28 protein-coding genes are annotated in these 25,718 nt (G+C 68.3%); 12 read left to right on the top strand and 16 right to left on the bottom strand.

Going from position 1 to position 25,718, the window contains the following annotated elements:
• Window positions 1-56: 56 nt before the first annotated feature.
• Window positions 57-1,064 (bottom strand): AraC family transcriptional regulator, encoded by a 1,008-nt coding sequence (locus KHC23_RS08840; RefSeq protein WP_213371585.1) that lies wholly within the window; start codon window positions 1,062-1,064, stop codon window positions 57-59.
• 378 nt (window positions 1,065-1,442) lie between these two features.
• Between KHC23_RS08840 and KHC23_RS08845 the strand changes: the two genes are divergently transcribed.
• Window positions 1,443-3,050, top strand: a complete 1,608-nt coding sequence (locus KHC23_RS08845) for a winged helix-turn-helix domain-containing protein (protein ID WP_213371586.1) — start codon at window positions 1,443-1,445, stop codon at window positions 3,048-3,050.
• A gap of 85 nt (window positions 3,051-3,135) precedes the next feature.
• Window positions 3,136-3,618 (top strand): transcription elongation factor GreA, encoded by a 483-nt coding sequence (gene greA, locus KHC23_RS08850; RefSeq protein WP_213371588.1) that lies wholly within the window; start codon window positions 3,136-3,138, stop codon window positions 3,616-3,618.
• Between the two features lie 201 nt (window positions 3,619-3,819).
• Here greA and hemF read toward each other — a convergent pair whose 3' ends face one another.
• Window positions 3,820-4,701, bottom strand: a complete 882-nt coding sequence (gene hemF / locus KHC23_RS08855; protein WP_213371590.1) for an oxygen-dependent coproporphyrinogen oxidase — start codon at window positions 4,699-4,701, stop codon at window positions 3,820-3,822.
• A 64-nt stretch (window positions 4,702-4,765) separates the two neighbouring features.
• A complete protein-coding gene (locus tag KHC23_RS08860; RefSeq protein ID WP_213371592.1) occupies window positions 4,766-5,461 on the bottom strand; it encodes a VIT1/CCC1 transporter family protein in 696 nt (231 codons plus the stop codon).
• 127 nt (window positions 5,462-5,588) lie between these two features.
• Between KHC23_RS08860 and KHC23_RS08865 the strand changes: the two genes are divergently transcribed.
• Together KHC23_RS08865 and KHC23_RS08870 are read left to right on the top strand one after the other, a co-directional pair.
• On the top strand, window positions 5,589-7,451 hold the full coding sequence (locus KHC23_RS08865; protein ID WP_246544484.1) for an ABC transporter ATP-binding protein: 1,863 nt from the start codon (window positions 5,589-5,591) through the stop codon (window positions 7,449-7,451).
• Between the two features lie 79 nt (window positions 7,452-7,530).
• On the top strand, window positions 7,531-7,818 hold the full coding sequence (locus KHC23_RS08870) for a GIY-YIG nuclease family protein (protein WP_213371594.1): 288 nt from the start codon (window positions 7,531-7,533) through the stop codon (window positions 7,816-7,818).
• Between the two features lie 42 nt (window positions 7,819-7,860).
• Here the strand turns inward: KHC23_RS08870 and KHC23_RS08875 are convergent, their stop codons facing one another.
• Window positions 7,861-8,331, bottom strand: coding sequence for a tRNA (cytidine(34)-2'-O)-methyltransferase (locus KHC23_RS08875; protein ID WP_213371596.1), 471 nt, complete (start codon window positions 8,329-8,331; stop codon window positions 7,861-7,863).
• Between the two features lie 283 nt (window positions 8,332-8,614).
• On the opposite strand from KHC23_RS08875, the gene petA reads away from it, so the two are divergent.
• From petA to KHC23_RS08890, 3 genes are read left to right on the top strand one after another with little or no spacing between them, the layout of a single operon-like run.
• On the top strand, window positions 8,615-9,175 hold the full coding sequence (gene petA / locus KHC23_RS08880; protein ID WP_213371598.1) for a ubiquinol-cytochrome c reductase iron-sulfur subunit: 561 nt from the start codon (window positions 8,615-8,617) through the stop codon (window positions 9,173-9,175).
• A gap of 24 nt (window positions 9,176-9,199) precedes the next feature.
• On the top strand, window positions 9,200-10,474 hold the full coding sequence (locus tag KHC23_RS08885) for a cytochrome b (protein ID WP_213371600.1): 1,275 nt from the start codon (window positions 9,200-9,202) through the stop codon (window positions 10,472-10,474).
• Between the two features lie 10 nt (window positions 10,475-10,484).
• Window positions 10,485-11,336 (top strand): cytochrome c1, encoded by an 852-nt coding sequence (locus KHC23_RS08890; protein WP_213371602.1) that lies wholly within the window; start codon window positions 10,485-10,487, stop codon window positions 11,334-11,336.
• 207 nt (window positions 11,337-11,543) lie between these two features.
• Here the strand turns inward: KHC23_RS08890 and KHC23_RS08895 are convergent, their stop codons facing one another.
• The 12 genes from KHC23_RS08895 to lgt all read right to left on the bottom strand — a co-directional run bounded on the left by KHC23_RS08895 (window position 11,544) and on the right by lgt (window position 22,168).
• A complete protein-coding gene (locus KHC23_RS08895; protein ID WP_213371604.1) occupies window positions 11,544-12,020 on the bottom strand; it encodes a MaoC family dehydratase in 477 nt (158 codons plus the stop codon).
• An 8-nt stretch (window positions 12,021-12,028) separates the two neighbouring features.
• Window positions 12,029-12,487 carry a MaoC family dehydratase gene (locus KHC23_RS08900; protein ID WP_213371606.1) on the bottom strand — a complete coding sequence of 153 codons (459 nt, stop codon included), beginning with the start codon at window positions 12,485-12,487 and terminating at the stop codon, window positions 12,029-12,031.
• Between the two features lie 178 nt (window positions 12,488-12,665).
• Window positions 12,666-13,763, bottom strand: a complete 1,098-nt coding sequence (gene ychF, locus KHC23_RS08905; RefSeq protein ID WP_213371613.1) for a redox-regulated ATPase YchF — start codon at window positions 13,761-13,763, stop codon at window positions 12,666-12,668.
• 102 nt (window positions 13,764-13,865) lie between these two features.
• Complete coding sequence (pth, locus tag KHC23_RS08910) at window positions 13,866-14,477, bottom strand: aminoacyl-tRNA hydrolase (protein ID WP_213371615.1); 612 nt, start codon at window positions 14,475-14,477, stop codon at window positions 13,866-13,868.
• Between the two features lie 126 nt (window positions 14,478-14,603).
• Window positions 14,604-15,227, bottom strand: coding sequence for a 50S ribosomal protein L25/general stress protein Ctc (locus KHC23_RS08915; protein WP_213371617.1), 624 nt, complete (start codon window positions 15,225-15,227; stop codon window positions 14,604-14,606).
• Window positions 15,228-15,396: 169 nt separating this feature from the next.
• Complete coding sequence (locus KHC23_RS08920; protein WP_213371619.1) at window positions 15,397-16,290, bottom strand: hypothetical protein; 894 nt, start codon at window positions 16,288-16,290, stop codon at window positions 15,397-15,399.
• Window positions 16,291-16,402: 112 nt separating this feature from the next.
• Window positions 16,403-17,356, bottom strand: coding sequence for a ribose-phosphate pyrophosphokinase (locus tag KHC23_RS08925; RefSeq protein ID WP_213371621.1), 954 nt, complete (start codon window positions 17,354-17,356; stop codon window positions 16,403-16,405).
• Between the two features lie 151 nt (window positions 17,357-17,507).
• Entirely contained in the window at window positions 17,508-18,209 is a 702-nt protein-coding gene (locus KHC23_RS08930; RefSeq protein WP_246544486.1) for a hypothetical protein, read from the bottom strand.
• A gap of 86 nt (window positions 18,210-18,295) precedes the next feature.
• A complete protein-coding gene (locus KHC23_RS08935) occupies window positions 18,296-19,447 on the bottom strand; it encodes a M24 family metallopeptidase (protein WP_213371623.1) in 1,152 nt (383 codons plus the stop codon).
• An 8-nt stretch (window positions 19,448-19,455) separates the two neighbouring features.
• Window positions 19,456-20,217, bottom strand: coding sequence for a peptidoglycan editing factor PgeF (gene pgeF / locus KHC23_RS08940; protein WP_213371625.1), 762 nt, complete (start codon window positions 20,215-20,217; stop codon window positions 19,456-19,458).
• Window positions 20,214-21,323 carry a class I SAM-dependent methyltransferase gene (locus KHC23_RS08945; protein WP_213371627.1) on the bottom strand — a complete coding sequence of 370 codons (1,110 nt, stop codon included), beginning with the start codon at window positions 21,321-21,323 and terminating at the stop codon, window positions 20,214-20,216. The genes pgeF and KHC23_RS08945 overlap by 4 nt, the downstream gene beginning before the upstream one ends.
• Window positions 21,320-22,168, bottom strand: coding sequence for a prolipoprotein diacylglyceryl transferase (gene lgt, locus KHC23_RS08950; RefSeq protein ID WP_213371629.1), 849 nt, complete (start codon window positions 22,166-22,168; stop codon window positions 21,320-21,322). The genes KHC23_RS08945 and lgt overlap by 4 nt, the downstream gene beginning before the upstream one ends.
• 211 nt (window positions 22,169-22,379) lie before the next feature.
• On the opposite strand from lgt, the gene KHC23_RS08955 reads away from it, so the two are divergent.
• The 5 genes from KHC23_RS08955 (at window position 22,380) to KHC23_RS08975 (ending at window position 25,632) form a co-directional block, all read left to right on the top strand.
• Window positions 22,380-22,667, top strand: coding sequence for an accessory factor UbiK family protein (locus tag KHC23_RS08955; RefSeq protein ID WP_213371631.1), 288 nt, complete (start codon window positions 22,380-22,382; stop codon window positions 22,665-22,667).
• A gap of 261 nt (window positions 22,668-22,928) precedes the next feature.
• Entirely contained in the window at window positions 22,929-23,429 is a 501-nt protein-coding gene (locus KHC23_RS08960) for a type III secretion system chaperone family protein (protein WP_213371633.1), read from the top strand.
• Window positions 23,430-23,530: 101 nt separating this feature from the next.
• On the top strand, window positions 23,531-24,355 hold the full coding sequence (gene proC / locus KHC23_RS08965) for a pyrroline-5-carboxylate reductase (protein ID WP_213371635.1): 825 nt from the start codon (window positions 23,531-23,533) through the stop codon (window positions 24,353-24,355).
• A 114-nt stretch (window positions 24,356-24,469) separates the two neighbouring features.
• A complete protein-coding gene (locus KHC23_RS08970; RefSeq protein WP_213371637.1) occupies window positions 24,470-25,177 on the top strand; it encodes a TetR/AcrR family transcriptional regulator in 708 nt (235 codons plus the stop codon).
• Between the two features lie 101 nt (window positions 25,178-25,278).
• Window positions 25,279-25,632: a tRNA-binding protein gene (locus tag KHC23_RS08975; protein WP_213371639.1), complete on the top strand. Its 354-nt coding sequence runs from the start codon at window positions 25,279-25,281 to the stop codon at window positions 25,630-25,632.
• Window positions 25,633-25,718: the final 86 nt, after the last annotated feature.

A 25,718-nucleotide genomic window follows, 5' to 3' on the forward strand; every position in this document is an offset into this window, starting at 1 on the left:
AACTGCTGTCTTGGCGGTTCCGCATATCCCCGCGTCAGCGCTGCTGCGGCGCGGGCTCAACGGAACTGGTCGCGCCACTCGCTGGGCGAGACGCCGAACCGGCTCCGGAACGCCCTTCCGAACGAGGACGCATCCTTGAAGCCGCAATCATAAGCAATGACCGAGATGCTTCGGCCGGTGGCCGCCTCGATCAGCTTGCGCGACATGGCGAGCCTTACCTCGCGAACGGTATCCATGATCGTCGCGTCGTGCTGCGTGAAGGCGCGGTAGAGGGTCGCGCGCGAGCAGCCGAGCGCCCGAGCGATCGCTTCGGGGGAGAGGTCGATTATGTTGTAGTGCGATTGGATATAGCGCTTTGCCGCAAGGAAGAGTGCGTTCACGTCGCTCACACGGGAGCCGTTCAAGTCCCGCCCTATGCGCTGGAGCAGGAGCAGCGCCAGCGTGTGAAGTGCATCGAGCGCGGTCGCCATCTCCTTGGGCTCGAGATGCTCGGCATGGCGATCGAGGCCCAGCATTTGCTCACGGACCATGACGCCGAGCGGGATCGTGTCGAGCGGCAGGAAAAGGCCGGGAATGCCACCGCCTAGGGCTTCGAGCGCCTTGGCACGCGGCAGAAGAAGATAGATCTCCCTCCCCGAACTCCAGTGATAACGCATGGGACGTGTCGCATCATAGGCGGCGAGCCGGCCATGCGGTGAGATGGACTGCGCGCCGCCGGGACTCTCCAGCCCGAGTTTGCCCACCGGCATCATCGAAATCACCACCGCGTCGCCCGCGCCGCTGAGGCTGGCAGCCCGCGAGAATACTGTCCGGTGCTCCGATCCTTCCTGGCTGGCGAACACACCCATTTCGCCGCTGACCGATCGCTTGATGGCGAACAGGTCGGCTTCCTCGGCGCGGGGCGCCTCGAGATCGACGACGCTGTAGGCCGTCTCGCGCCAGGCATCGAAACGCTCGGACAGGTCGAAGTCCGAGGTGGACAGCCTCTTCAGGCGGTAGAGGCCGGTATCGGCCTCCCGTGGGAATACCGTCTTGATATCGGCCCTGCCCCTCCGCTCGCTCATCGAAACAAGGCTCCCTGTTGAGCGCACAGATGAATGGCCGGGCGGGATGTCCAGGCAGCCACGGCAGCCACGGATCGGCCTATATCAGGCGATTGTTTGCCTGATATTTGAAAGCACCATCGTTCGGTGGGCGACCCTGTCGCGCACGATGCCGCTCTCGGCACATGTGGGCCGATCTCGCCCGTCCGCTGCGCCGTGGCAGGAAGAGGGGCAAGGGAACGGCAACGGGAACGGGAACAGGAACAGGAACGGCAGCGCATCCACATGCCCTGACGGCATGGACCGAAGGTCAAGCTTGGGACATTCTGGTATCGTGTGTTTTCGGGATTGTATGCCGTGCCGACCGGCAGTCGGGAGCGCGTGCGGGTGGAATCGGCAATGCTGCGGACGGACGGCTTTCTCTTCGACGATATCGTACTGGATGAGACGTGCCTGTTCGCCCATCGCAACGGGGAGCAGATTCGATTCACGCGCAGCGAGCGCGCACTCCTTCTTGTGCTGTCCCGGAATCCGCACCGCCTGATGCAGCGCAGCCAGTTGCTCGACGCGATCGCGCCAACCCAGGCCGATGCGTCCGACCGCAACGTCGACTTTCTCGTCAACCGCCTGCGCACCAAGCTCGGCGATAACGCACGGTCGCCAAGATTCATCGCCACGCAATATGGCGAGGGCTATGTCTGGATCGCGGCGAAACTGCCGGCCGTTGCACCGAAGCCTGATCCGGCGCCGGTTAGCGGGCTTCTGGCGATAGCCGCTGTCGTTCCACCGCATGACAGGCGCCTTGCCGAACGGGCGGAGGCCATTACCGGTCAAATGCGCGACATGATCGCGGGCCGGCTCGGCACCGACGAGAGCGTGATCGTCGTGGGGCGCGACGAGGGCTCGGTGATGCGGGCGATGCGCTATGTCCTGAAGGTGAGTTTCCAGCACAGCGGGGATCGGCTGGATTGCACCGCCACCCTGCGCGAGGGGCCGTCACGGCGCATCATCCGGGCCTTCCGGCTGGAGTTCGGCGACGCCACGACGGCCCCGCTCGCGCCGGAGGTGGAGCGCGCCTCGATCGGCATCAGCGAGGCGTTGCAGCGCAACTTGGCGGCGGCCTCGGAGGGGCTTGGCACGCCCGTTGACCAACCGCACGAAATCCGCCTGCGCAAGGCATCGACACTGTTGTCGGCGTCCAACCCGAAATGGCTGGAGAAGGGCCGGGAACTGCGCGACGCGCGGGCGCAGAATCCGGCAAGTGCGGACATTGCGCTGCAGTGGTGCCTGCATCTGTTTGCGCGCCTTGTCCTCACCAATCCCTTCACCGGCATAAGCCACGACGAGCGCGACGAGATCGAGAACGAGATCGAGGCGACGGTGCTGGATTGCCTGCCGCTTGTCGACACCAACCCGCTACTGATGCTGACCGCCGCGAAGCTGCTCTATTTCGTCGATCGCGGTCATCTCGAGCTTGCCGAGGATCTTGCGGACAGGGCCTTTGCCCATATGGCGGACTCTCCCGCCGCGCTGCCAGTGCTCGGGCAGCTGCGGCAGGCGCGCGGCGACTTCGCCGCTGCGGTGGCATTCTTCGATCGCGGCATCGCGATGGCGGACCCCGATTCCCCATTCGACTTGCACATGCGCGTCCTCAGATACATCGCGCTGCTGGCGGCAGGCGACCGCGAGGCGCTGAACGTGCCGGCGGCGTTCTTTCACGAGAGCCCGCATTCGCCGCCGGACCTCAGTGTGATGATCACCGTTCTGATCACGCCCGCCAGCCAGCAATTGCCGAAGGCCGTCACCGACGTGCTGATAGCGGCGGGCCGCGACGGGGCACGCAACGCGATCGAGTACACCTACATGACGTCAGTGCGACATCTGACCTCGGTGCCGGCGCGCGCCAACATCATGCAGGGGCTCGTCGGCCATCTGATCCGGCTGCATGGCCAGGACGTGGTTACGCCGTTCGTCCGGGTGGGAGCGGGCCTGAGCGCCTCGACTTGAGCCGGCGTTCACCGCTGTGTATCGCAGTGTTCGTCCGAGCTGGGCGTAACCACGTCTGGAACAGGTCTGACAGGAGTTCGACGAATTGAGCGTGGCGTTCGCAAAAGAGGAAAGTGCCGAGGCGGCATCGGAAACCATTCTGCCCGCGCGTCCGATTTCCGATCGGGCCAATCTTGTCACCGAACTCGGCCTGCAAATGCTGAAGAAGGAGTTGGCGGACGCGAGGAACGAACTCGCGGTCGCCAATGCACTTGAAGACCTAAATGAGAGGCGGCGGCAGTCGGCGGTTCCAATCCGCGACATCCGTTACTTTTCCCAGCGCGTCGAGACGGCACGGGTCTCGTCGCCGCCACCCTCAAATGACGTCGTGGCGTTCGGTCACACCGTTAGCTTCGAACGTGATGATGGACGCGTGCAGACCTACCGCATCGTTGGCGAGGATGAAGCGAACCCAGCGCAGGCGACCATTTCGCATGGTTCTCCCGTCGCCATCTCATTGATGGGTAAAGCCGTTGGCGACGTTGTCCAGCTAGGGCCGCACAATCTCGAAATCCTCTCCATCGCCTGATGGGGCGATAGCAGCAGCTCTCGTGCTCCACCAAGACGCATGCGGCGGGCGTTGAAGGCAGGATCCAGTCGACGCTGCGGGATAGGCTGGCTCCCTCCAAGGCGAGACCGTCAGATGTCGCTTTGGAGGGAGTGTCGGTTTCGGTTGAGACCGGCCCGGGCATGAGGGCGTGTGGGTTGGCGGCCGGGAGGCGTCAAACCCTCACGGCCACTTCACCACCGGGGGCATGGAGGAGAGGATGGAATCGACATTCCCCCCCGTCTTCAGGCCGAACAGCGTGCCGCGGTCGTAGAGCAGGTTGAACTCGACATAGCGGCCGCGGCGGATGAGCTGTTCCTCGCGCTCCTCTTCGTTCCACGGCGTCGCCATGTTGGCGCGCACGAGGTGGGGGTAGACGTCGAGGAAGGCGAGGCCCACCGCCCTGGTGAAGTGGAAATCGGCGTTCCAGTCGCCCGAGTCCAGCCAGTCGTAGAAAAGGCCGCCGATACCGCGCATCTCCTTGCGGTGCGGCAGGTAGAAGTACTCGTCGCACCATTGCTTGTAGCGGGGATAGTCGATCTGCGGGCGGCCCTCGCAGGCGCCGCGCATCGCGGCGTGGAAGGCGAGCGAATCCGGGTCTTCCTGCGTGCGTCGCGCCTCCAGCACCGGGGTCAGATCCGCCCCGCCGCCGAACCATGCCTTGGTGGTGACGACGAAGCGGGTGTTCATGTGCACCGCCGGCACGTGCGGGTTCGCCATGTGGGCGATCAGCGAGATGCCGGTGGCGTGGAAGCGCGGGTCTTCCTCGGCGCCGGGAATCTGCTTGCGGAACTCCGGGGCGAATTCGCCGTGCACGGTCGAGCAGTGGACGCCGACCTTCTCGAACAGCCGCCCGCGCATCAGCGACATGACGCCGCCGCCGCCCGGCGCGCCGGAAGGATCGGTGCGCTCCCACGGCGTGCGGGCGAAGCGACCGGGAGCGCCGGGATAGAGCGCGTCCGGCGCCTCGTCCTCCAGCCGCTCGAAGGCGGCGCAGATGCGGTCGCGCAGTTCCTCGAACCAGGCGCGGGTGGCGGCCTTGCGGCTGTCGATGGTGTCGGTCATGGCAACTCCCCGAGACGCGTGGCGGCGGTTCTAGCCGCTCGCGGGCGGGGCCGGAAGGGCGCGGCTACACCATCGTGCCCGACAGCGCGCCGATCGCCGCCGTCGCCGCCATGGCCAGCGCGCCCCAGAAGGTGACGCGCAGCGCCGCCTTTACCGGGTCGGCGCCGCCCGCCTTCGCCCCGGCCACACCGAGAATGGCGAGGAACACCAGCGCGGCGGCGGAGACGGAGACCGGTAGCCCGGCGACCGGCGCGACCAGCGCGGTGGCGAGCGGCAGCGCGGCACCGGCGGCGAAGCTGGCGGCGGAGGCGAGCGCCGCCTGCACCGGGCGGGCGGCGGTGATCTCGTTCATGCCCAGCTCGTCGCGGGCATGGGCCTCCAGCGCGTCCTTCGCGGTGAGCTGGCGGGCGACCTCGCCGGCGAGCGCCGGGTCGAGGCCGCGCCTGATATAGATCTGCACCAGTTCCTCCTGCTCGCCGGCCGGGTCGGTGGCGAGTTCGGCGGTCTCGCGGGCGAGGTCGGCGCGCTCGGTGTCGGATTGCGAGGACACCGAGACATATTCGCCCGCCGCCATCGACATGGCGCCCGCCACCAGCCCGGCGATGCCGGCCAGCAGCACCGCGTCCCGCTCGGCGCTGGCCGCGGCGACGCCGACGATCAGGCTGGCGGTGGACAATATGCCGTCATTGGCGCCGAGCACGGCGGCGCGCAGCCAGCCGGCGCGGTCGACATAGTGGTTTTCGTCATGGCGCGAGCGCATGCAGTCCTCACCCGTTCAAGGCGCCGGACGCTGGGCCATGAACATTGCAATCATATGATACCTCCGCATGGTTCTCAGTGCGCGGGGCGACACAAAGGTGCCGCATCGGCGGCGCAGAAGGCGCCCCATGTTCGCGCGCATCTTCGCCCTGTTCGAAAAGCTGGTCGATCCCTTCCACCCGGCGCCGGTCGCGCGGCCGCCGGAGGACCTTCTCGCGTTCTACTGGCACTTCGTGCGGCAGACCGGCTGGGTCTATGTGGCGGCGCTCGGCGCCGCCTTCCTGGTCGCCATCATCGAGGTCTCGCTGTTCCGCTATATCGGCCAGATCGTCGACCTGGTGCAGTCCTCGACGCCGCAGACGATTTTCGCCGACCATGGCGGGCTGCTGCTGTGGATGGCGTTCGTCGTGGTGGTGGCGCGGCCCTGCGCCAACCTGCTGCACGATTTGCTGGTGCGCCAGACGATCACCGCCAAGATCGGGCCGATGATCCGCTGGCAGTCCTATCGCTGGGTCATCCGCCAGAGCGTCGGCTTCTTCAACAACGACTTCGCCGGGCGCATAGCCACCCGCGTGCTGCAGGCCGGCCCCGCCGTGCGCGGCTCGGTGGTCGAGGTGATCGACGCGCTCTGGTATGCCGGCATCTATGCGGTGAGCGCGGTGCTGCTGTTCGCCGAGGCGGACTGGCGGCTCGCCATGCCGATGGTGGCGTGGATCGCCTTCTATGTGCTGGCGCTGGCAGTGTTCGTGCCACGCATCCGGCATCTGTCCAAGCGCACCGCCGAGAGCAATTCGGCGCTGACCGGGCGGGTGGTGGACAGCTACACCAACATTCTCACGGTGAAGCTGTTCGCCCATTCCGACCGCGAGGACCGCTATGTCCGCTCGGCGCTGGCGCGCAATGTCGAGGACAACAGTCGCCAGCAGCGCCACATCTCGCGCATGGCGTTCACCATCAGCGTGCTGAACAGCCTGATGCTGGGCGGCGTGGGCGGGCTCGGCCTGTGGCTGTGGTCGATCGGGGCGATCAATCTCGGCGCCATCGCGCTGTCCACCGGCCTCGCCATCCGCATCACCAACATGTCCGGCTGGATCATGTGGGTGGTGACCGGCGTGTTCGAGAATGTCGGCACGGTGCAGGAGGCGATCACCACGCTGTCGCGCCCGCGCGACGTGGCGGACGCCCCCGCCGCCCCGGCGCTGGAGGTGCGCGCCGGCGAGATCCACTTCGAGGATGTCTCGTTCCACTATGGCAAGGGCTCGGGCGTCATCGATCGTCTCTCGCTCACCATCCGCCCCGGCGAGCGGGTCGGGCTGGTCGGCCCCTCGGGCGCCGGCAAGTCGACGCTGATGAGCCTGCTGCTGCGCTTCTATGACCCCGAAGAGGGGCGGGTGCTGATCGACGGGCAGGATGTGCGCGGCGTGACGCAGGATTCGCTGCACGCGCAGATCGGCGTGGTGACGCAGGACACCTCGCTGATGCACCGCTCGGTGCGCGACAACATCGCCTATGGCCGCCCCGAGGCGGGCGAGGAGGCCATCCGCACGGCGGCCCGGCGCGCCCATACCGACGGCTTCATCGACAGCTTGAGCGACCCGCAGGGCCGGGTGGGGCTCGACGCCCATGTCGGCGAGCGCGGGGTGAAGCTCTCCGGCGGCCAGCGCCAGCGCATCGCCATCGCCCGCGTGCTCTTGAAGGACGCGCCGATCCTCATCCTCGACGAGGCCACCTCGGCGCTCGATTCGGAGGTCGAGGCGGCGATCCAGGCCAATCTCGACGAGCTGATGGCCGGCAAGACGGTGATCGCCATCGCCCACCGCCTCTCCACCATCGCCCGCATGGACCGGCTGGTGGTAATGGAGCACGGGTGCATCGTCGAGACCGGCACCCATGCCGAGCTGGTGGCCAGGGGCGGCCTCTACGCCCGGCTGTGGCACCGCCAGTCCGGCGGCTTCATCGACGCCGAGGAGATGGACGCGGCGGCGGAGTAGGGGTCAGGCGGGCCACGGCCCCTTTTCCATCCTCATCCCCGGGCTTGACCCGGGGACCCAGAAACGTTGCCATCGATGGATGGAGAAACATTGGGTCTACATCCTCGCCAGCGCTCGAAACGGCACGCTTTATGTTGGGGTGACGCGCGATCTGGCGAAGCGAATCCACGAACACCGCACAGGGCAGTTCCCCGGTTTCACTGAAAAATATGCGGTGAAGATGCTGGTCTTCGCTGAGCCGCACGACACGGCTGTGGCCGCAATCCAGCGCGAGAAGAACATCAAACATTGGTCGCGCAAATGGAAAATGTCGCTCATTGAGCGAGACAATCCTGATTGGCGCGATCTCTACGAATTTCTGGTGTGAGGAAGCCTGGGTCCCCGGGTCAAGCCCGGGGATGAGGGCGATCTATCGCGAGGCCCCAAATCCCCCCGTCTGCCGCAGCGCCTCGCCGAGGATCATCGCGCCGGCCAGCGCCACGTTGAGCGAGCGGGCGCCTTGCGCCAGCGGGATGACGATTCGTGCCTGCGCCGCCGCGTGCACCGCCTCGGGGACGCCGGCGCTTTCGCGGCCGAGCAGCAGCACGTCGTCGGGGGCGAAGGCGAAATCCGTGTAGGCCACCGCGCCGCGCGTGGTGCACAGCACCAGCCGCCGCCGCGCGCCCGCGCGCCAGGCTTCGAAGGCGGCGAAGCTGGCGTGGCGGGTGATCGCGGCGCGGTCGAGATAGTCCATTCCCGCCCGCCGGAAGCCGGCATCGCCGACCGCAAACCCTGCCGGCTCGATGATGTGCAGCGACACGCCGAGGCAGGCGCCCGCGCGCGCCAGCGTGCCCGCATTCTGCGCGATGTCCGGCTGGTAGAGGGCGAGCGCCAGCGTCATGCCGATCCTGATCCTTCGCGGTTTCCACCCCATCCCTAGCCGAGTGCCGCCGGCGCGGCGACCGCCCGTTCCGCGACGGGAGTGGATGGCAGGGGGGCAGGACGGGTTGCCGCACTGCCTTCATCTGGACAAGGGGCGGTTCGGATGCAATTAGAGGCACTCGAAGGTAGGGTCGACCGCGCGCCACGCGGACGCCTGCCCGTTTCGCGCGAGCGCTCGACATCGAGCCGGAACGGGAATGGCGGGGGCAGCGGTCACGGGTTCGAGGGGAAAGGAAACCATCGTGGCAGCAACAGAGACGGCGGGTACCACGCGCCGCGACTTCCTCTACATCGCGACCGGCGCCATGGGCGCGGTCGGTGCCGCCGCACTCGTGTGGCCCTTCGTCTCCCAGCTCCAGCCCGACGCGTCGGTCCTCGCCATGTCCACCACCGAGGTGGACCTTTCGCAGGTCGCGGAAGGCCAGATGGTGACGGTGAAGTGGCGCGGCAAGCCGGTCTTCGTGTGGAACCGCACCCCCAAGGACATCGCCGAGGCGAAGGCGACCGAGCTCTCCGCGCTGCTCGACCCGGTCGCCCGCAACGCCAACCTGGCGGCGGACGCCCCGGCGACCGACGAAAACCGGGCCGGCATCGACCATGAGAAGTGGCTCGTCGTCGTCGGCATCTGCACCCATCTGGGCTGCGTGCCGATCGGCCATGCGGGCGAATATGACGGCTGGTTCTGCCCCTGCCACGGCTCCGAATATGATTCGGCCGGCCGGGTCCGTCGCGGACCGGCGCCGGAGAACCTCGCGGTCCCGCCCTATAATTTCGTGTCCGACACGAAGATCTCCATCGGCTGAGCCGGCGTTCAGGGATATTCACAGATGAGCGGACACTCCACGTTCGAGCCGAAGCACCCGGCGCTCAAGTGGTTCGAGAGCCGGCTGCCGCTGGTCGGCCTGATCCATTCCTCCTTCGTCGCCTATCCGACGCCGCGCAACCTGAACTACTGGTGGACCTTCGGCGGCATCCTGTCGCTGATGCTGGTCTGCCAGATCGTGTCCGGCGTGGTGCTGGTGATGCACTACACGCCGCACATCACGCTGGCCTTCGATTCCGTCGAGCACATCATGCGCGATGTCAGCTATGGCTGGCTGATCCGCTACATCCACTCGAACGGCGCCTCGATGTTCTTCATCGCGGTGTACATCCACATGTTCCGCGGCCTCTATTACGGGTCCTACAAGGCCCCGCGCGAGGTGCTCTGGATTCTCGGCTGCATCATCTACCTCTTGATGATGGCCACCGCCTTCATGGGCTATGTGCTGCCGTGGGGCCAGATGAGTTTCTGGGGCGCCACCGTCATCACCAACCTGTTCTCGGCCTTCCCGGTGGTCGGCCCGACCATCGTCGAATGGCTGTGGGGCGGCTTCTCGGTCGACAACGCGACGCTGAACCGCTTCTTCTCGCTGCACTACCTGCTGCCCTTCATGATCGCCGGCGTCGTCGTGCTGCATGTGTGGGCGCTGCATGTGGTGGGCCAGAACAACCCGACCGGCGTCGAGCCGAAGAGCGCCAAGGACACCGTGCCCTTCACCCCCTACGCGACCATCAAGGACGCGTTCGGCATGGTGTGCTTCCTCATCTTCTTCGCCTGGTTCCTGTTCTACATCCCGAACTATCTCGGCCACGCCGACAACTACATCCCGGCCAACCCGCTGGTGACCCCGGCCCACATCGTGCCCGAATGGTACTACCTGCCGTTCTACGCGATGCTGCGCGCGGTGCCGGACAAGCTCGGCGGCGTGCTGACCATGTTCGGCGCCATCATCGTGCTGTTCTTCGTGCCGTGGCTGGACACCTCGAAGGTGCGCTCGGGCGTCTACCGCCCGCTGTTCAAGCAGTTCTTCTGGATCTGGATCGTGGTATGCGTCGGCCTCGGCTGGCTCGGCTCGAAGCCGGCGGAAGGCGGCTACGTGATCGCCGGCCGTATCCTGACGATCTACTACTTCGCGCACTTCCTGATCATCCTTCCGCTGCTCGGCCTGTTCGAGAAGCCGAAGGCCGTCCCGGCTTCGATCACCGAGGCGGTGCTGGGCAAGAACAAGGGCGCGGCACCGGCCTCGGCGGGCGTCTCGGCGCCACAGACCAAGGGTTGAGCGGATCATCATGAGCAACACCATGTCCTTCCGTTCCAGCCTTCTCCGCCCGCTCGCCGTCGCCGCGCTCACGCTCGGCCTCGCCGCCCCGGCGCTCGCCGCCGAGGGCGCGCCCCACCCGCACCGCGAGGAGTGGAGCTTTGCCGGCCCGTTCGGCACCTATGACCGGGCGCAGCTTCAGCGCGGCTTCCAGGTGTTCAAGGAAGTCTGCTCGTCCTGCCACTCGGCCCATCTCTTCGCCTTCCGCAACCTCGCCCAGCCGGGCGGGCCGGAATTCAGCGAGGCGCAGGCCAAGACGGTGGCCGAGGAATACCAGATCCAGGACGGGCCGGACGATGCCGGCGACATGTTCGACCGCCCCGGCCGCCTGTCCGACCGCTGGCCCTCGCCGTTCCCGAACGAGCAGGCGGCGCGCGCCTCCAATGGCGGCGCCTATCCGCCGGACTTCTCGACGCTGGCCAAGGCGCGCACTTATGAGGTCGGCTTTCCCGGCTTCCTGATCGACGTCGTGACCCAGTACCAGGAGCAGGGGCCGGACTACATCCATGCCCTGCTGGTGGGCTATGAGGAGCCGCCGGAGGGCTTCGCCCTGCCGGAAGGCGCGCATTACAACAAGTACTTCCCCGGCCACGCCATCAAGATGCCGCAGCCGATCTCGGACGGGCAGGTGACCTACACCGACGGCTCGCCGGAGACGATCGACCAGTATTCGCGCGACGTGACCGCGTTCATGATGTGGGTGGCCGAGCCGCACCTCGAAGCGCGCAAGCGCATCGGCTTCCAGGTGATGATCTTCCTCATCGTCTTCGCCGGGCTGCTCTACTTCACGAAGAAGAAGGTGTGGAAGAGCGTCGGCCACTGAGCGGCGGCGCGTTCCACCGGATACGTCTAAGCGAAGGGCCCCGGGAGGGGCCCTTCTGCTTTTGGGGGCGGGGCCTTTCAACCCGCGCACCGCTCAAATGCACGCGCATGGTCGGCTCGTCTCTGGGTGCCCGGGTCACGCCCGGGCATGAGGGAGGGGAATGCGTCCGGGTCCTGCCCGGCCATGAGGGCGCGGGCGGCGCCCCGCTCACGCCTCCAGCCGCTCGACGAAAACGCAGTTGGTGAACTCCAGCACCGGCGCCCCGGCGGGGTCGGCGGCGCTCTCGCGGGTGAAGACGAGGCCCCATTCCGGGCGGCTGGCGCTCGGCTTCTTCGCCGTCACCTCGCTGGCGAAGGCGAGCGTGTCGCCCGGGCGCACCGGGCGCAGCCATTTGAGGTTTTTGAAACCGGGGGAGGGGCCGAGGCGGGGCACGGGCCTGCCCTCGCGGCGCAGCGCCGCGTGCTGGCGGGCCCACGCCTGCGCCCGCAGCCGGGAGGATATCGCCACCGCGTGCCAGCCGGAGGCGACGAGGCCACCGAAATGGGTGCGCGCGCCCGCCGCCGCGTCGAGATGGAATGCCTGCGGGTCGAAGGCGCGGGCGAAGGCGACGATCTCGTCTTCCGTGAAGCTGTGCGAGCCGAGCCGGGTGATCGTGCCGATTTCGATGTCTTCGAAGAACAGCATGGCGTCCCTCAGGCTGGCCGGAAGCCGGGATTGCGCCGGCCGAACAGGATGGTGCCGACAATCTCGGCCACGACCTCACCGGCGGCGTCGAGCAACTCGAAGTGGAACTTCACCAGCCCCATCTCCGGCCGGCTTTTCGAGGACCGGGTCTCCAGCACCTTGCGGCGCAGGCTCAGCACCGTTCCCGGGTGGACCGGCCGGAGGAACCGCACCTCGTCGAGGCCGGGCGAGCCCAGGCAGTCGCTGCCGGCGAGAAAGCCGTCAACGGCGAGGCGCATGAAGATGCCGCACAAATGCCAGCCGGAGGCCGAAAGCCCGCCGAGCCGCGTCGCCCCGGCGGCGGCATCGTCGAGATGGATCGGCAGGGGATCGTACTCGCGGGCGAAGCCGACGATCTCCTCGCGCCCGACCACGTAGCGCCCGCTGGTCGCCACATGGCCCTCGTGAAAATCCTCCCAGAACAGCATCTGTCCTCCCGCGTCCGCGCCCATGACAGGCGAGCGCGCCGCCAAGGTCAAGCGGGGTGGCTGCAGTCCGATGCGCGCCGGCCGAGGCGGCAGCCGGGACGCTGCACGCCGCAGCCGGATGTTGCAGCTTGACGAAGCAGCCGCGCGTGCAGCCGCTTCTGCAGTTGGGCGCCGTGGCTCAGGTGTTGAAGCGGAAATGCAGCACGTCGCCATCGGCGACGACATATTCCTTGCCTTCCAGCCGCAGCCGCCCGGCGTCGCGTGCCCCCGCCTCGCCATTGCCCTTGACGTAATCGTCGAAGGCGATGGTCTCGGCACGGATGAAGCCCTTCTCGAAATCGGAATGGATCACGCCCGCCGCGCCCGGCGCCTTGGTGCCGGCGGTGATGGTCCAGGCGCGGGCCTCCTTGGGGCCGACGGTGAAATAGGTGACCAGCTTCAGAAGCTCGTAGCCGGTGCGGATGATCCGGTTGAGACCGGGCTCCTCAAGGTCGATGGCCTCCAGATAGTCCTTCTGCTCGTCCGCCGGCAGCACGGCGATCTCGCTCTCGATCTTGGCCGAGACCACCACCGCCTTGGCGTCTTCCTTCTTCGCCAGCGCGAACACCTCGGCGGAAAGCGCGTTGCCGTTCTTGGCCGAGGCTTCCTCGACATTGCAGACATAGAGCACCGGCTTGGAGGAGAGCAGGCCGAGCATGCGGAACGCCTTCTCCTCCTCCGGCTTCACCTCGACGAGGCGCGCCGGCTTGCCCTCGCGCAGCAGCACGAGGGCGCGGGTCATCAGCTCAAGGCTTTCCTTGGCTTCCTTGTCGCCGCCCTTGGCCCTCTTCTCCAGGGCGCCGGCGCGCTTCTCCAGGCTTTCGAGGTCGGCCAGCATCAGCTCGGTCTCGATGGTCTCGATGTCGGAGATCGGCGCCAGCTTGCCCTCGACATGGGTGACGTCGGAATCCTCGAAGCAGCGCACCACATGGGCGATGGCGTCGCATTCGCGGATATTGGCGAGGAACTGGTTGCCGAGTCCTTCGCCCTTGGAGGCGCCGCGCACCAGGCCGGCAATGTCGACGAAGGTGAGGCGGGTGGGGATGATCTGCTGCGAGCCGGCGATCTTCGCCAGCGTCTCCAGCCGCGGATCGGGCACCGCCACGTCGCCGACATTGGGCTCGATGGTGCAGAACGGGTAGTTCGCCGCCTGCGCCGCCGCGGTCTGCGTCAGCGCGTTGAAGAGGGTCGACTTGCCGACGTTGGGCAGGCCGACAATGCCGCATTTGAAGCCCATGGTGCGATGCTCGATCGAGAGGAACGGTTGCCGCCGTGGTTAGGCAAGATGGCGGGCGAGTGCAAGTGAGCGGTGCGCCGGGGAGGGCGCGGGGAGAGCCGTTCAGCCGGGCTTCCTGGCGGGTTTTTCCGCCGGCCCGAAGCCGCGTGCTTCCAGAAACAGGTGCAGCCGGTTCTGGAACTCGTCCAGCCGGTGGGTGGCGAGCAGGCCGGCAAGATCGGCGCAGCCCTCGCACACCGCCTCCACCCAGTCGCGCTCGGCCTTGGCGAAGTCGCTCAGCACATAATGGTGCACCAGCGCCTTGTCGCCGGGATGACCGATGCCGAGGCGGATGCGGGCATAGTCGTTGCCGCAATGGGCGGTGATGGAGCGCAGGCCGTTATGCCCGGCATTGCCGCCGCCGACCTTGTAGCGGATCTTGGCGGGCGGCAGGTCGAGCTCGTCATGGAAGACGAAGAGGTCGCGCAGTTCGATCTTGTAGAAGCGCTGCGCTTCCGCGACCGCGCGGCCGCTCTCGTTCATGTAGGTTTCGGGCAGCAGCGCGAGAATTTTCTGGCCCTCGATCTCGCCCTCGCAGGCCGCGCCCTGGAAGCGCCGCCGCCAGGGTGAGAAGCGGTGCCGGCGGGCGATGGCGTCTACCGCCATGAAGCCGATATTGTGCCGGTTGCCGGCATATTTCGACCCGGGATTGCCGAGCCCGGTGAACAGCAGCACCGCGCGTCTCCTGCTGGCTCAGAGGGAACTGAGAAACGACAAGAGCCGGAAGCGGACTTCCGGCTCTCCTCGCAGCTTCGGTCGGCCGGCACCCGCGGCGCCGGCCCGGATCAGCCGTCCCAAGGATCAGGCCTTGGCAGCGTCCGCGGCAGCGGCTGCGGCCTCATCCGCCTCCGCCTCCTTAAGACCCGACGGCGCGGTGATGGTGGCCAGGGTGTCGTCGCCATGACCGGCCCAGGTCACGCCCGCCGGCAGCTTGATCGCCGAGAGGTGGATCGAGTCGCCGAAATTGTAGTCGGTGAGGTCGACCTCGATGGCGTCGGGAATGGCGTCCGCCGGCACGTTCAGCGCAACGGTGTGGCTGACAATGTTCAGCGTGCCGCCCTGCTTGATCGCCGGCGCGGTGTCGGCGTTGAGGAAGTGCACCGGCACGTCGACCGACAGGCTGGCGCCGACGGCGACGCGCAGGAAGTCGATGTGCAGCGGGAAGTCCTTCACCACGTCGAGCTGGTAGTCGCGCGGGATGACGCGGTGCTTCTCGCCGTTCACATCGACGTTGAACAGCGTGGTGAGGAAGTGGCCGGCATAGATGATCTTGTTGATCTCGACATGGTCGAGCGTGATGCCGACGGGGGCCTTGCCGTCGCCATAGATGACGGCGGGCACGCGACCGGCGCGGCGTTCAGCACGAGCGGCCCCCTTGCCGACCTTCGTGCGCGCCTGCGCCTTCAGTTCCTTGATGGCGGTCATTGTTGTCCTCAATGGTTGCAAACGAACGAGGCCGCTCGCGCGGCCCGTTCCGTCAGGCTTGGTACGGTCAGGGTCTCGGCGCGCCTCCAGGGGTGCGGAAAGGCCGGGACCGGGCGGGCTCATAGCAGCAAAAGCCTTGAACGGCAATGTTGGCCATGCGCCGGGCGGCTCAGAACTTGCCGAGGACGCCCGCCTTGACGATGCCGCTGCCGACGGAATCGGGGCTGATCGAGCGCTGCACCGAGATGAATCGCTCATAGGACCCCACCGGCGCGCGCAGCTCGACCCCGGTGGTGACGGCCTGGACGTTGTTCACCTCGACGCTGGCGCCGAGCTTCTCCTGCCCGAGGCCGAGCGGGGCCAGCGGCACCGAATAGGTGCTGCCGACCGCGACATTGTCATAGATCGCGGCCGCGCCGGGGCTGGCCGAGGCGCCGAGCGTGCCGGTGCTGTAGACGGTCAGATTGTCCTGCTCCAGCCCGACGCGGCCCTTGATCTCGCCGCTGCCGCTGGTGCTGGTGGTGGCCAGCGCCCCGGAGGCCGGCGCGGTGGCGCTGGCGCTGGAGGAGACGGAGAGGCTCGCCGCTCCCTGCCGCAGCTCCATCCGGGTCGGCAGTTGCGCGCGCGCGCGCTTCACCGGCGCCTCGCGCTCGGGCAGGAGCTGATAGGGCTTGGGCGTCTCCGGCTCGGGCTCAGTGGGGATGTCGCCGAGGCCGAGATCGATGGTCTCCCAGAGCGAGGGCATGGCGCCCGCTTCCCGTTCAGGGTCGAACGGCTCGACCGCCGGCGTTTCGGCCTCGGGCTGGTCGGCGACGGTCGTCGCCGCCTCGGCGGCGCGATGGGCCGCCTCATAGGGCGAATCCGCGTCATGCGGCGTGATGATGATGACGCCGTGCCACGGGTCCGGCAGGTTCGGTTTGGTCACCGCGCCAATGGACTGCGCTCCGGCCGGCTGGGCCAAGGCAAGGCCGGCCACCAGCAGCGACAGGCGTGCGAGGGGCGCGGCAAGGCGAATCCCGGAGAGGCGCGACGACGAAGGGCGCGACGGGAGGGGGCGCAGCATGGGGTGGTCCGGATCGTTGAGCGAGCGGGCAGCCTGCGGCGGAACTGTGGAATGAAAATGGCGCAGCGCACCATCGCGTCGCGGCGCGCCTGTCTTCACGGCGGCACGGCGCTCAGTCGAACAGGCTGGAGACGCTTTCCTCGTGCGCGGTGCGCCCGATGGCCTCGGCCAGCAGGCTGGCGATCGAGACGACGCGGATGTTGCGCGCCACCCGCACCGCCTCGGTCGGCTGGATCGAGTCGGTGATCACCAGTTCCTTGAGGTTGGAGGCGGTGACGCGCGAGACCGCGCCGCCCGACAGCACGCCATGGGTGATGTAGGCGTGAACCTCGGTGGCGCCGCGCGCCAGCAGCGCATCGGCGGCGTTCACCAGCGTGCCACCGGAATCGATGATGTCGTCGACCAGGATGCAGCGCTTGCCCTCGACATCGCCGATGACGTTCATCACCTCGCTCTCGCCCGGGCGCTCGCGGCGCTTGTCGACGATGGCGAGCTGGGCGTCGATGCGCTTGGCCAGCGCGCGGGCGCGGACCACGCCGCCGACATCCGGCGACACCACGGTGATGTCGGACAGGTCGAAGCGGGACTTGATGTCCGCCACCATCACCGGGGCCGAGAACAGGTTGTCGGTCGGGATGTCGAAGAAGCCCTGGATCTGCCCGGCATGCAGGTCGACGGTGAGCACGCGGTCGGCGCCGGCATGGGTGATCAGATTGGCCACCAGCTTGGCGGAAATCGGCGTGCGGCCGGAGGAGCGCCGGTCCTGCCGGGCATAGCCGAAATAGGGCAGCACGGCGGTGATGCGGCGGGCCGAGGAGCGGCGCAGCGCATCGGTGATGATGAGCAACTCCATCAGGTGGTCGTTGGTGGGGAAAGAGGTGGACTGCAGGACGAAGACGTCCTTGCCGCGCACGTTTTCCTGGATTTCGACGAAGATCTCCATGTCCGCGAAGCGGCGGACCACGGCCTTGGTCATCGGCGTGCGGAGATACGCCCCGATCGCCTCCGCCAGCGGACGATTTGCGTTGCCGGCGACGAGTTTGATCGAACCGTTATTCTGAGACATTCCGGCGTGCTCCCAGCCGTAACCCTACCGCCCGACCGTCGTACAGCCGTCGCGCTGACCTGATAGGCGGGCCGGCCCGGCCTGTAAAGCTTCCAAAGCCGTGCATCGCCCGCTTGTCCCTAGGCGTGGCCGCATAGGTGGTGTGCGCCCATCAGGGGTGGGCGGCGAAGGTGAGCGCGCGGGTGGAATCGCCCGTCGGCGGGGCTTCCGCAACGACATCGGCCGGTATGTCGTCGGAACCCGCGCCGGCGACGACGGGGCCGTCGCCCGGCATCACCGGCGGCGCATCCGCGGGGTCGAGTTCGGGTGCGGTGGCGGACGACGCACCGGCGGCGGGGACGCCACCGGCGAGGCGGGTCGAAATCTCGTCAAGGCTCTGCGCGGCGATGCGCTGCACCGTCGCGTCGTCGAGCTTGTCCCATACATCCTTGCCGGGACCGAGCTTCTCGCGGCCGGCGACGCGCAGCACGCGGTCGCTGTCGGCGTCGAACACGTCCCACACCCAGTCCACCTCGCCCTTGCCATCGGCGACGCTGGCGGCGAGGTAGCCGCGCACGCGGTAGGCGGCGGAGGATTCGCGCGAGACGACCGGAAGCTGCCGCGCCTTCGCCTCGGTGGTGAGGTTGGCCACCAGCCGGTCGAACACCGGCTCCGGCGGGCCGTCGATGGATTCGAAGGCGATGGTCTTGGTGCCGGAGGATATCGACGTCGCGGCGACCGGCCTGTTGCCATTGGTCTGGCAGGCGCCGAGGGCAAGGGCGGCAAGCAGGATCGCGGTCGTCGGCAGGTGTCGGCTGCTCGGGCGTCGGCTTCCAGGGCATCGGCCCAACTGGCGGCGAAGGCGATCGAGCATGAACCATTCCCTGCGTGCCGGTCGCGCCGCGTATCTCCGCCGACGCGGATTCGCGACCGTCGCCGACGGACGGGGAATGGTTAAGACTAATTAACGATCAGGTCCAGAGGCGCCGGCGTTAAGCACTCGTTACCGTTAACGCCAACGAGGTAGGTGCGCCCGAGGCACATCGCCGTGCCGGTATCGCTGTCCATCAGGATCATGTGGGCGAACAGCACCATGCCGGCCTCCAGCACCCAGGGATTCCCGGCGTAGAACATCGGCGGGTCCATCCAGGAGGGGGTGAACTTGGCGCCGAGCGAATAGCCGCAGGCCGCCAGCCGGTGGCTCGAAAGCCCGTGGCCGTCCATCACATGGGCGTGGGCGGCGAAGACCTCGCCGGCGGTGCGGCCGGGCACCATGACGTGGGCGCAGGCCTCCAGCGCCTGCTTCGCCGCCGCGAACAGCTCCAGGTGCCGGTCGCGCGGCGGGCCGATGACGACCGTCTCCATCATCGCCGCATGGTAGTGGCGAAAGGCGCCGGCCCATTCGAGGGTGAGCTGGTCGTCCTCCCCCAGCACCCGCCGCCCGCTCTTGTAGCGGCAGAGCAGGGCATCGGTGCCGGAGCCGATGATGAACTCGTTGGCGGGATAGTCGCCGCCGCCGCGGAAGATGGCGCCCTGCATGGCGGCGAGCACCTCGCCCTCGTCGACGCCGGGGGCGACGGTGGCAAGCGCCGCCTCGCGCGCGGCCAGCGCCAGCTTGCCCGCCTGTCGGGCATAGAGGATTTCCGCCGGCGACTTCACCGCCCGCAGCCGGTCGACCATCTGCGAGGCGTCGATGAGCGTGGCGACGCCGTCGAACGCCGCGTCGAGCCTTTTGCCGTTGGCGGCGGTGAGGCCGTAGCTCTCATATTCCACGCCGATGCGGCCACCTGTGCCGCCCAGCTCCGCCACCATGGCCCGCAACTGCTGCTGCGGCGTGGCGTCGGCGCGGTCGGTCCAGACGCGGATGTCCTCGATCAGCGAGGTGTGCTGCGCCTGCCGCAGATCCGCCGAGCGGGTGAGCAGAGCGAGCCGCCCGTCGGCGCCGAGCCAGAGCGACTGGAAGAAGCAGAAGCCGAACGTGTCGTAGCCGGTGAGCCAGTACATCGATTCCTGCTGGAACATCAGCAGCCCGTCGAGGCGCTGCTCCGCCATCACCGCGAGCAGGCGCTGCCTGCGGCGCTCGAATTCCGGCCCGGTGAAATGCAGCGTCATGGCAAAGCTCACACCAGGGTGATGGCGGCGATCAGCCGACCGTAGTCCGGTTCGCCGCGATGGGTCGAGCGGCGATAGGAGTAGAAGCGCGCCTCGTCGGCATAGGTGTCGAGGCCGAGATCGTCGATGGTGCCGACGCCGAGCCCCGCAAGCCGCGCGGCGATGTAGCCGGGCAGGTCGAACAGGGCGTGGTCCGGCCGCGCCGAGGGAATGAAGAAGCGCTCATTGGCGAGGTCGAGGCCCGACAGCGTGGCGATGAAATCCGGCCCGACCTCGTAGCTCTGCTGCCGGATCAGCGGGCCGATGGCGGCGACGATGCGCGCGCGCCGGGCGCCGAGTTCCTCCATCCGGGCGAGGGTGGCGTCCAGCACGCCGCCGACCGCGCCCTTCCAGCCGGCATGGGCGGCGCCGACGACGCGGGCCTCCGGGTCGGCGAACAGCACCGGCCCGCAATCGGCGATGGTGACGGCGGCGGCAAGGCCGGGGGTGGCGGTGGCCACCGCATCGGCCTTGGGGCGCTCGTCCCAGAGCCGGTCGGCGACGACGCAATCGGGCGAATGGACCTGCCAGGCGGTGAGCAGGTGCCCGGCCGGCACATCGAGCGCGGCTTCCATGCGGGCGCGGTTCTCCGCGACATGGGCGGGGTCGTCGCGCGAGCCGGTGCCGCCATTGAGGCCGGCATAGATACCCTGCGAGATCCCACCTTCGCGGGTGAAGAAGGCGTGGCGGATGCCCGGCAGCGCCTTCAGGGCAGGAGATTCAACCTTCATGCGGAGATGTCCTCGAATGCCTCGGAGGGGGCGAATCCGGCCACCATGTCCAGCGCAGGATGCACCAGGGCGAGCGCCTTGAAGAGGGCGCCCATCTGGCCTTCGTCCGGCCCGGCGAGGCGCAGGCGCGCGGTCTCGACCATCTCGCGGTCGGCCTCGTTCGCGGCGCGCTTCAGCCGGAAGGCGCGCTCGTCGAGGCCGAGGCGCTCCAGCAGCGCGCCCTGTCCGATCGGGCCGAACACACGCGCGCCGGCTCCCCGTGCCGCGCGGGCGAGGGCGGCGAAATCGACATGGGCGGTGAGGTCGGCTTCGCCCGGATGGGCCAGCACATCGTCATAGGCGTGCCGGTAGAGGGCCTGCAACGTGTCGCCAAAACCTCCGGCGTGGCCATAGTCGACCAGCAGCGCCGCGCCGCCGGAGGCGGCGATGCGGGCGCCGAGCTTTTCCGCGATGGAGAGGCCGAGCGGGCAGATTTCGATGAGCGCACCGGGCGGGGCGGCGGCAAGGCGGGTCTCGGCGCGGGCATCGAGCCGGGCGCCGGGACGCAGGCCGAAGGCGAGGCGGCCCCGATCGTCGAGACCGACCATGCGCTCGGCGATGCCCTCGGGCACGCGCAGGAACTGCCGGATCGGCAGTGCGTCGACGAATTCGTTGGCGAGCGCGATCAGCGGGCCGGGCGGCAGGGCTTCGATCCGCTCCACCCATTCGACGGAGTGGGCGGATAGCGTTTCGGCCTGCTTCGCGCGCAGCCGGGGCGAGGCCTCCACCAGCACCACCCATGCCGCCGCGTGGAAGCCGGGGACGCGGGCGGTGGCGCGCAGCATGTCGGCCATCATCGTGCCGCGCCCGGGGCCGAGCTCGGCGAGGACGAAGGGCGAAGGGGAGCCGAGGCGCAGCCACGTCTCTGCCGCCCACAGGCCGAGCAGTTCGCCGAACATCTGGCTGATCTCGGGCGCGGTGACGAAGTCACCCGTGGCGCCGAACGGCTCGCGCGTGGTGTAGTAGCCGAGCGTCGGGTGGAACAGGCACTGTTCCATATAGTCCGCCACGGTGATCGGCCCGGTGAGCGCGATCTGGCGGGTGAGTGTTTGCGCCAGCGCCGTCATGCCGCGTCGGCGCCCGGGGGCGGACGGCGGCGGGCGTGCCAGACCAGCCAGCTTCCCAGAGCCAGCATCGGCAATGACAGCAGCATACCCATGGTCAGCCAGCCGCCGGCGAGATAGCCGAGCTGCGGGTCGGGCTCGCGGAAAAATTCCACGAAGATGCGGGCGCAGCCATAGAGGAAGACGAACATGCCGGCGACCGTGCCCGGCCGCACCAGCGCGCCGGCCCGTACCGCGATCTGCAAGATGATGAAGATCGCCAGCCCCTCCAGTCCGGCCTCGTAGAGCTGGCTCGGATGGCGCGGCTCCGGCCCGCCATGGGGGAAGACGAAGGCCCAGGCGACATCGGTGGGGCGGCCCCACAATTCGCCATTGATGAAATTGGCCAGCCGGCCGAGGAACAGCCCCACCGGCACCACGGTGGCGGCGATGTCGAGCATCGACACGAAAGGCAGGGCGCGCCGCCGGCAGAACAGGTACATGGCGAGGATGGAGCCGAGAAAGCCGCCATGGAAGGCCATGCCGCCATGCCAGAGGGTGAACGCCTCCCACGGGTTCGCGGCGTAATAGGGCAGATTGTAGAACAGCACATAGCCGATGCGCCCGCCGAGGATGACGCCGACCGCGATCCACACCACCGCATCATCGAACTCCTCGGGCTGGATCGGTGAGCGCCCGCCCCACAGCGCCGGCCGGGCGCACAGCCGCTTGGCCATCCACCAGCCGAACAGCAGGCCGCCAATATAGGCGAGGGCGTACCAGCGTATGGCGAAGGGACCCAGCTCGATCAGAACCGGGTCGATGTTCGGGAACGGCAGGGCGAAGAGCGGCGGGGCGAGCATGGGCATGAAAATCTCGGCGGGGAGGACACGCGGCCGAATGCCGGCGCGTGCGCGAGCAGGCAGGCTCCGCTTTGCCCCCGTTGCGTGACGGGATCAAGGCGTGAGGTTGCAATGCGTGGCCTGCCGGGCGGCCCGGCTCCCCTTGCGATCGCCGCGCCGGCGCCCCATTGTCTCGGCAAAGGCACGGCTCTGTACCGGCCTCAGTCGGGAGATGACCATGACCCAGACCAGCGGCCGAATTTTCGACGATTTCGCCAAGCTGATGAACGATGTGGCCGGCGTCGCCACCGGGGTACGGCGCGAGGCGGAAGGCGTGATGCGCGCGCAGGCCGAGCGCGTCCTGCGCGAACTCGACGTGGTGACCCGCGAGGAATTCGAGACGGTGAAGGAACTCGCCGCCGCCGCCCGCGAAGAGAATGAGCGGCTTGCCGCCCGCATCGCCGCGCTGGAGGCCCGCGAGGCCAAGCTCGAGGCGACGATCGACCCGCCAGATTCGCTCGGCTGACGATTTCGCGCGTAACCCTTGTGGATGCGCGGCCACGGCGCTTGCCGGGCCGGGGCGAATCCCGCGACAAGATTCGGACAGTCAATTTTCGCCGTGGTCGGTTTTTCCGCGGACCATGGTACAACGGTCGTAGCGAGGTACGGATTCAGCGCGATATAGTTGGCGAGGCGGCGATTCGTTCGATTCCTGAACGGCTTGTCGGTAGACCCTGCGCGTTGCGTGCGTTCGACCCCCTCCGCGTCCACCCTCGCGAGGTCGAGCATGACCTATACTAGTGACTTCGAGACCGATACCCGCCTCAACCCCCTCGACCTGGTCGAGCGCATGGCTGCGCTCAACGAATGGGCGTTCGAACGGTCGGCCGACGACGAGATCACCATCTCGCTCGAAGGCCGCTGGACCGACTGCCACGTCTCGTTCCAGTGGATGGACGAGGTCGAGGCGCTGCACATTGCCTGCGCCTTCGACTTGAAGGTGCCGGAGAAGCGCAAGACCGAGGTGCTGCGCCTGCTCTCGCTGATCAACGAACAGATGTGGGTCGGCCATTTCGACCTCTGGTCGAAGGAAGGCGTGATCATGTTCCGCCACGCCCTGCTGCTGGCCGGCGCGGAAGCGACCGACCGCCAGTGCGAGGTGCTGATGGAATGCGCCATCGAGGCGGTGGAACGCTATTTCCCCGCCTTCCAGTTCGTCGTCTGGGCCGGCAAGACCGCGCGTGAGGCGATGGACGCGACCCTGTTCGAGACCGTCGGCGAGGCCTGAGGACCCGGTCAGGATCGATCCTCCCATTGCCAAGGGCGCGCGGGGCCGGCACTAAAGCACGGTGACGGCGCGCGGTGCCGCGCGGGCAGGGGGGTTCGATCATGGCCACACTTTCCGATATTCCCGGCCGGGTGCTGCTCGTCGGCGCCGGCAAGATGGGCGGCGCCATGCTGGAAGGCTGGCTCGGCCTCGGGCTCGACCCGGCGATGGCGGCGGTGATCGATCCCGGCCCGCCGCCCGAAGTCGCGGCGATGATCGAGGCGCGCGGCATCGCGCTCAACCCGCTCAATGGCGGCCCGCCGGCCGTGATGCTGGTGGCGGTGAAGCCGCAGGTGGCGCCCGACGTGCTGGCCCGGGTGGCGCCGCTGGCGGGGCCGCACACGCTGGTCGTGTCGGTGATGGCCGGGCGCACGCTCGGCTTCCTCGAATCCTTCTTCGCGCCGGCGACCGCCGTGGTGCGCTCCATTCCCAACACGCCGGCGGCGATCGGGCGGGGCGTCACCGTGGCGGTGCCGAACGCCGAGGTGACGCCGGAGCAGATGGCCATTGCCGACGCGCTGCTGCGCGCCACTGGCGGGGTCGAATGGGTCGAGGACGAGGCGCTGATCGACGTCGCCACCGCCGTCTCCGGCTCCGGCCCGGCCTATGTGTTCCTGCTGGCCGAGGCGCTGGCCGCGGCGGGCGCGGAGGCGGGGCTGCCGGCCGACATGGCCGGCCGGCTGGCACAGGCCACCGTGGCGGGCGCCGGTGAACTGATGCTGCGCACCGGCATCGACCCGGCGCAGCTGCGCCGCAACGTCACCTCGCCCAATGGCACGACGGCGGCGGCGCTTGCCGTGCTGATGGACGAGGAAAAGGGCTTCGGCCCGCTGCTGGCCGAGGCGGTGGCGGCCGCGGCGCGGCGCTCGCGTGAACTCGCCAGCTGAGCGGCGCTGCCGCATTTGTGCGTTGAACGGCATGCGTCCGGCCGGCAGGGTCTTCTCCTCGGCGAGGGCGCGCCTTAAGTAGAGGTGGGGCACCGTTCAGCACAGGAGGTCATCATGGCACGCTCTCCGGGAACGAAGGCGAACGCCGACAAGCCGTCCGAAGCCCGCACCCTCGCGCTCGACAGCTTCACCACGCTGCTGGCGCGCAAGCCGTTCGAGCGCATCAGCCTGGGCGACGTGGCCGACGAGGCCAAGCTTTCCCTCGCCGAACTGCGCGCGTCGTTCGGCTCCACCTTCGACATGCTGGCGGCCTTCCTGCGGGATGTCGACGCCCGGGTGCTCGCCGACACCGGCGACGACATGGACGACCAGCCGGCGCGCGACCGGCTGTTCGACGTGCTGATGCGCCGGCTCGACGTGCTGGCGCCGCACAAGGGCGCCATCCGCTCGCTGGCGGAATCGGCCCGCCGCAACCCGTTCTTCGCGCTGGCGGTGAACAAGCTTTCGGTCCGCTCGCAGCAATGGATGCTGGCGGCGGCCAAGATCGACACTGCCGGCCTCAGGGGCGCGGTGCGGGCGCAGGGCCTCGCGCTGGTGTTCGCCCGGGTGCTGCAGACTTTTCTGACCGACGAGGACCCGGCGCTGGCCCGCACCATGGCGGTGCTCGACCGCGAGCTGGCCCGGGGCGAGCGGGCGCTGGGCCTGATCGAGGGGGCGGTGTGCCTCGCCACGCGCGGCCGTCGCGGGCGTCGCGGGCCGGCGGCGGGCGCCGAGCCGACGCCGGGACCGGCGACGCCACCCGAAGCGCCGGCGGCGGCTTGACAGCGGCGGCACGCCCGCTTCAGTAGCCAGCCCCGGGACGTGTTGCGGCGCGCCCGCCGTGACCCGCCCGATGGCGATGAGCCCGTTGTGAGGAGGCCCGCGTGAGTCTTGCGCCGCTCGAACAGATCACGATCGCCGATTTCCTCAAGGTGGACATCCGCGTCGGCACCATCATTCAGGCCGAGCCTTTTCCCGAGGCGCGCAAGCCGGCGATCAAGCTGGTGATCGATTTCGGGCCGCATATCGGCTGCAAGAAGTCGTCGGCGCAGATCACCGTGCACTATGCCGCCGAGGACCTGATCGGGCGGCAGGTGGCGGCGGTGGTGAATTTTCCCCCGCGCCAGATCGGGCCGATCATGTCCGAAGTGCTGACGCTGGGCTTTCCGGACGAGGATGGCGCGGTGGTTCTGTTCAAGCCCGACCAGGACGTGCCGAACGGCGCTCGGCTGTTCTGAGCCGTTGCTAGAGCATTTTCGAGCGAAGTGGGTTCCGGTTCGCGTGAAGAAAATGCGTAAAAACAAACGGCTGGAGCCCGTCCGAT

Source organism: Ancylobacter dichloromethanicus (assembly GCF_018390645.1).
GTDB lineage: Bacteria > Pseudomonadota > Alphaproteobacteria > Rhizobiales > Xanthobacteraceae > Ancylobacter > Ancylobacter dichloromethanicus.

What these genes read in the sequence shown, in the direction of transcription:
- KHC23_RS08935 (WP_213371623.1), bottom strand. Translation starts at nt 19,447, where the DNA reads ATGACGCTGCATTTCACCGGGCCGGAATTCGAGCGCCGCAGGCAGCGC.
- KHC23_RS08960 (WP_213371633.1), top strand. Translation starts at nt 22,929, where the DNA reads ATGACCTATACTAGTGACTTCGAGACCGATACCCGCCTCAACCCCCTC.
- KHC23_RS08955 (WP_213371631.1), top strand. Translation starts at nt 22,380, where the DNA reads ATGACCCAGACCAGCGGCCGAATTTTCGACGATTTCGCCAAGCTGATG.
- KHC23_RS08930 (WP_246544486.1), bottom strand. Translation starts at nt 18,209, where the DNA reads ATGCTCGATCGCCTTCGCCGCCAGTTGGGCCGATGCCCTGGAAGCCGA.
- KHC23_RS08840 (WP_213371585.1), bottom strand. Translation starts at nt 1,064, where the DNA reads ATGAGCGAGCGGAGGGGCAGGGCCGATATCAAGACGGTATTCCCACGG.
- KHC23_RS08900 (WP_213371606.1), bottom strand. Translation starts at nt 12,487, where the DNA reads ATGCTGTTCTGGGAGGATTTTCACGAGGGCCATGTGGCGACCAGCGGG.
- KHC23_RS08860 (WP_213371592.1), bottom strand. Translation starts at nt 5,461, where the DNA reads ATGCGCTCGCGCCATGACGAAAACCACTATGTCGACCGCGCCGGCTGG.
- KHC23_RS08845 (WP_213371586.1), top strand. Translation starts at nt 1,443, where the DNA reads ATGCTGCGGACGGACGGCTTTCTCTTCGACGATATCGTACTGGATGAG.
- KHC23_RS08915 (WP_213371617.1), bottom strand. Translation starts at nt 15,227, where the DNA reads ATGACCGCCATCAAGGAACTGAAGGCGCAGGCGCGCACGAAGGTCGGC.
- KHC23_RS08920 (WP_213371619.1), bottom strand. Translation starts at nt 16,290, where the DNA reads ATGCTGCGCCCCCTCCCGTCGCGCCCTTCGTCGTCGCGCCTCTCCGGG.
- KHC23_RS08870 (WP_213371594.1), top strand. Translation starts at nt 7,531, where the DNA reads ATGGAGAAACATTGGGTCTACATCCTCGCCAGCGCTCGAAACGGCACG.
- KHC23_RS08890 (WP_213371602.1), top strand. Translation starts at nt 10,485, where the DNA reads ATGAGCAACACCATGTCCTTCCGTTCCAGCCTTCTCCGCCCGCTCGCC.
- proC (WP_213371635.1), top strand. Translation starts at nt 23,531, where the DNA reads ATGGCCACACTTTCCGATATTCCCGGCCGGGTGCTGCTCGTCGGCGCC.
- KHC23_RS08945 (WP_213371627.1), bottom strand. Translation starts at nt 21,323, where the DNA reads ATGACGGCGCTGGCGCAAACACTCACCCGCCAGATCGCGCTCACCGGG.
- lgt (WP_213371629.1), bottom strand. Translation starts at nt 22,168, where the DNA reads ATGCCCATGCTCGCCCCGCCGCTCTTCGCCCTGCCGTTCCCGAACATC.
- KHC23_RS08895 (WP_213371604.1), bottom strand. Translation starts at nt 12,020, where the DNA reads ATGCTGTTCTTCGAAGACATCGAAATCGGCACGATCACCCGGCTCGGC.
- KHC23_RS08970 (WP_213371637.1), top strand. Translation starts at nt 24,470, where the DNA reads ATGGCACGCTCTCCGGGAACGAAGGCGAACGCCGACAAGCCGTCCGAA.
- KHC23_RS08865 (WP_246544484.1), top strand. Translation starts at nt 5,589, where the DNA reads ATGTTCGCGCGCATCTTCGCCCTGTTCGAAAAGCTGGTCGATCCCTTC.
- ychF (WP_213371613.1), bottom strand. Translation starts at nt 13,763, where the DNA reads ATGGGCTTCAAATGCGGCATTGTCGGCCTGCCCAACGTCGGCAAGTCG.
- KHC23_RS08925 (WP_213371621.1), bottom strand. Translation starts at nt 17,356, where the DNA reads ATGTCTCAGAATAACGGTTCGATCAAACTCGTCGCCGGCAACGCAAAT.
- KHC23_RS08885 (WP_213371600.1), top strand. Translation starts at nt 9,200, where the DNA reads ATGAGCGGACACTCCACGTTCGAGCCGAAGCACCCGGCGCTCAAGTGG.
- pgeF (WP_213371625.1), bottom strand. Translation starts at nt 20,217, where the DNA reads ATGAAGGTTGAATCTCCTGCCCTGAAGGCGCTGCCGGGCATCCGCCAC.
- KHC23_RS08875 (WP_213371596.1), bottom strand. Translation starts at nt 8,331, where the DNA reads ATGACGCTGGCGCTCGCCCTCTACCAGCCGGACATCGCGCAGAATGCG.
- hemF (WP_213371590.1), bottom strand. Translation starts at nt 4,701, where the DNA reads ATGACCGACACCATCGACAGCCGCAAGGCCGCCACCCGCGCCTGGTTC.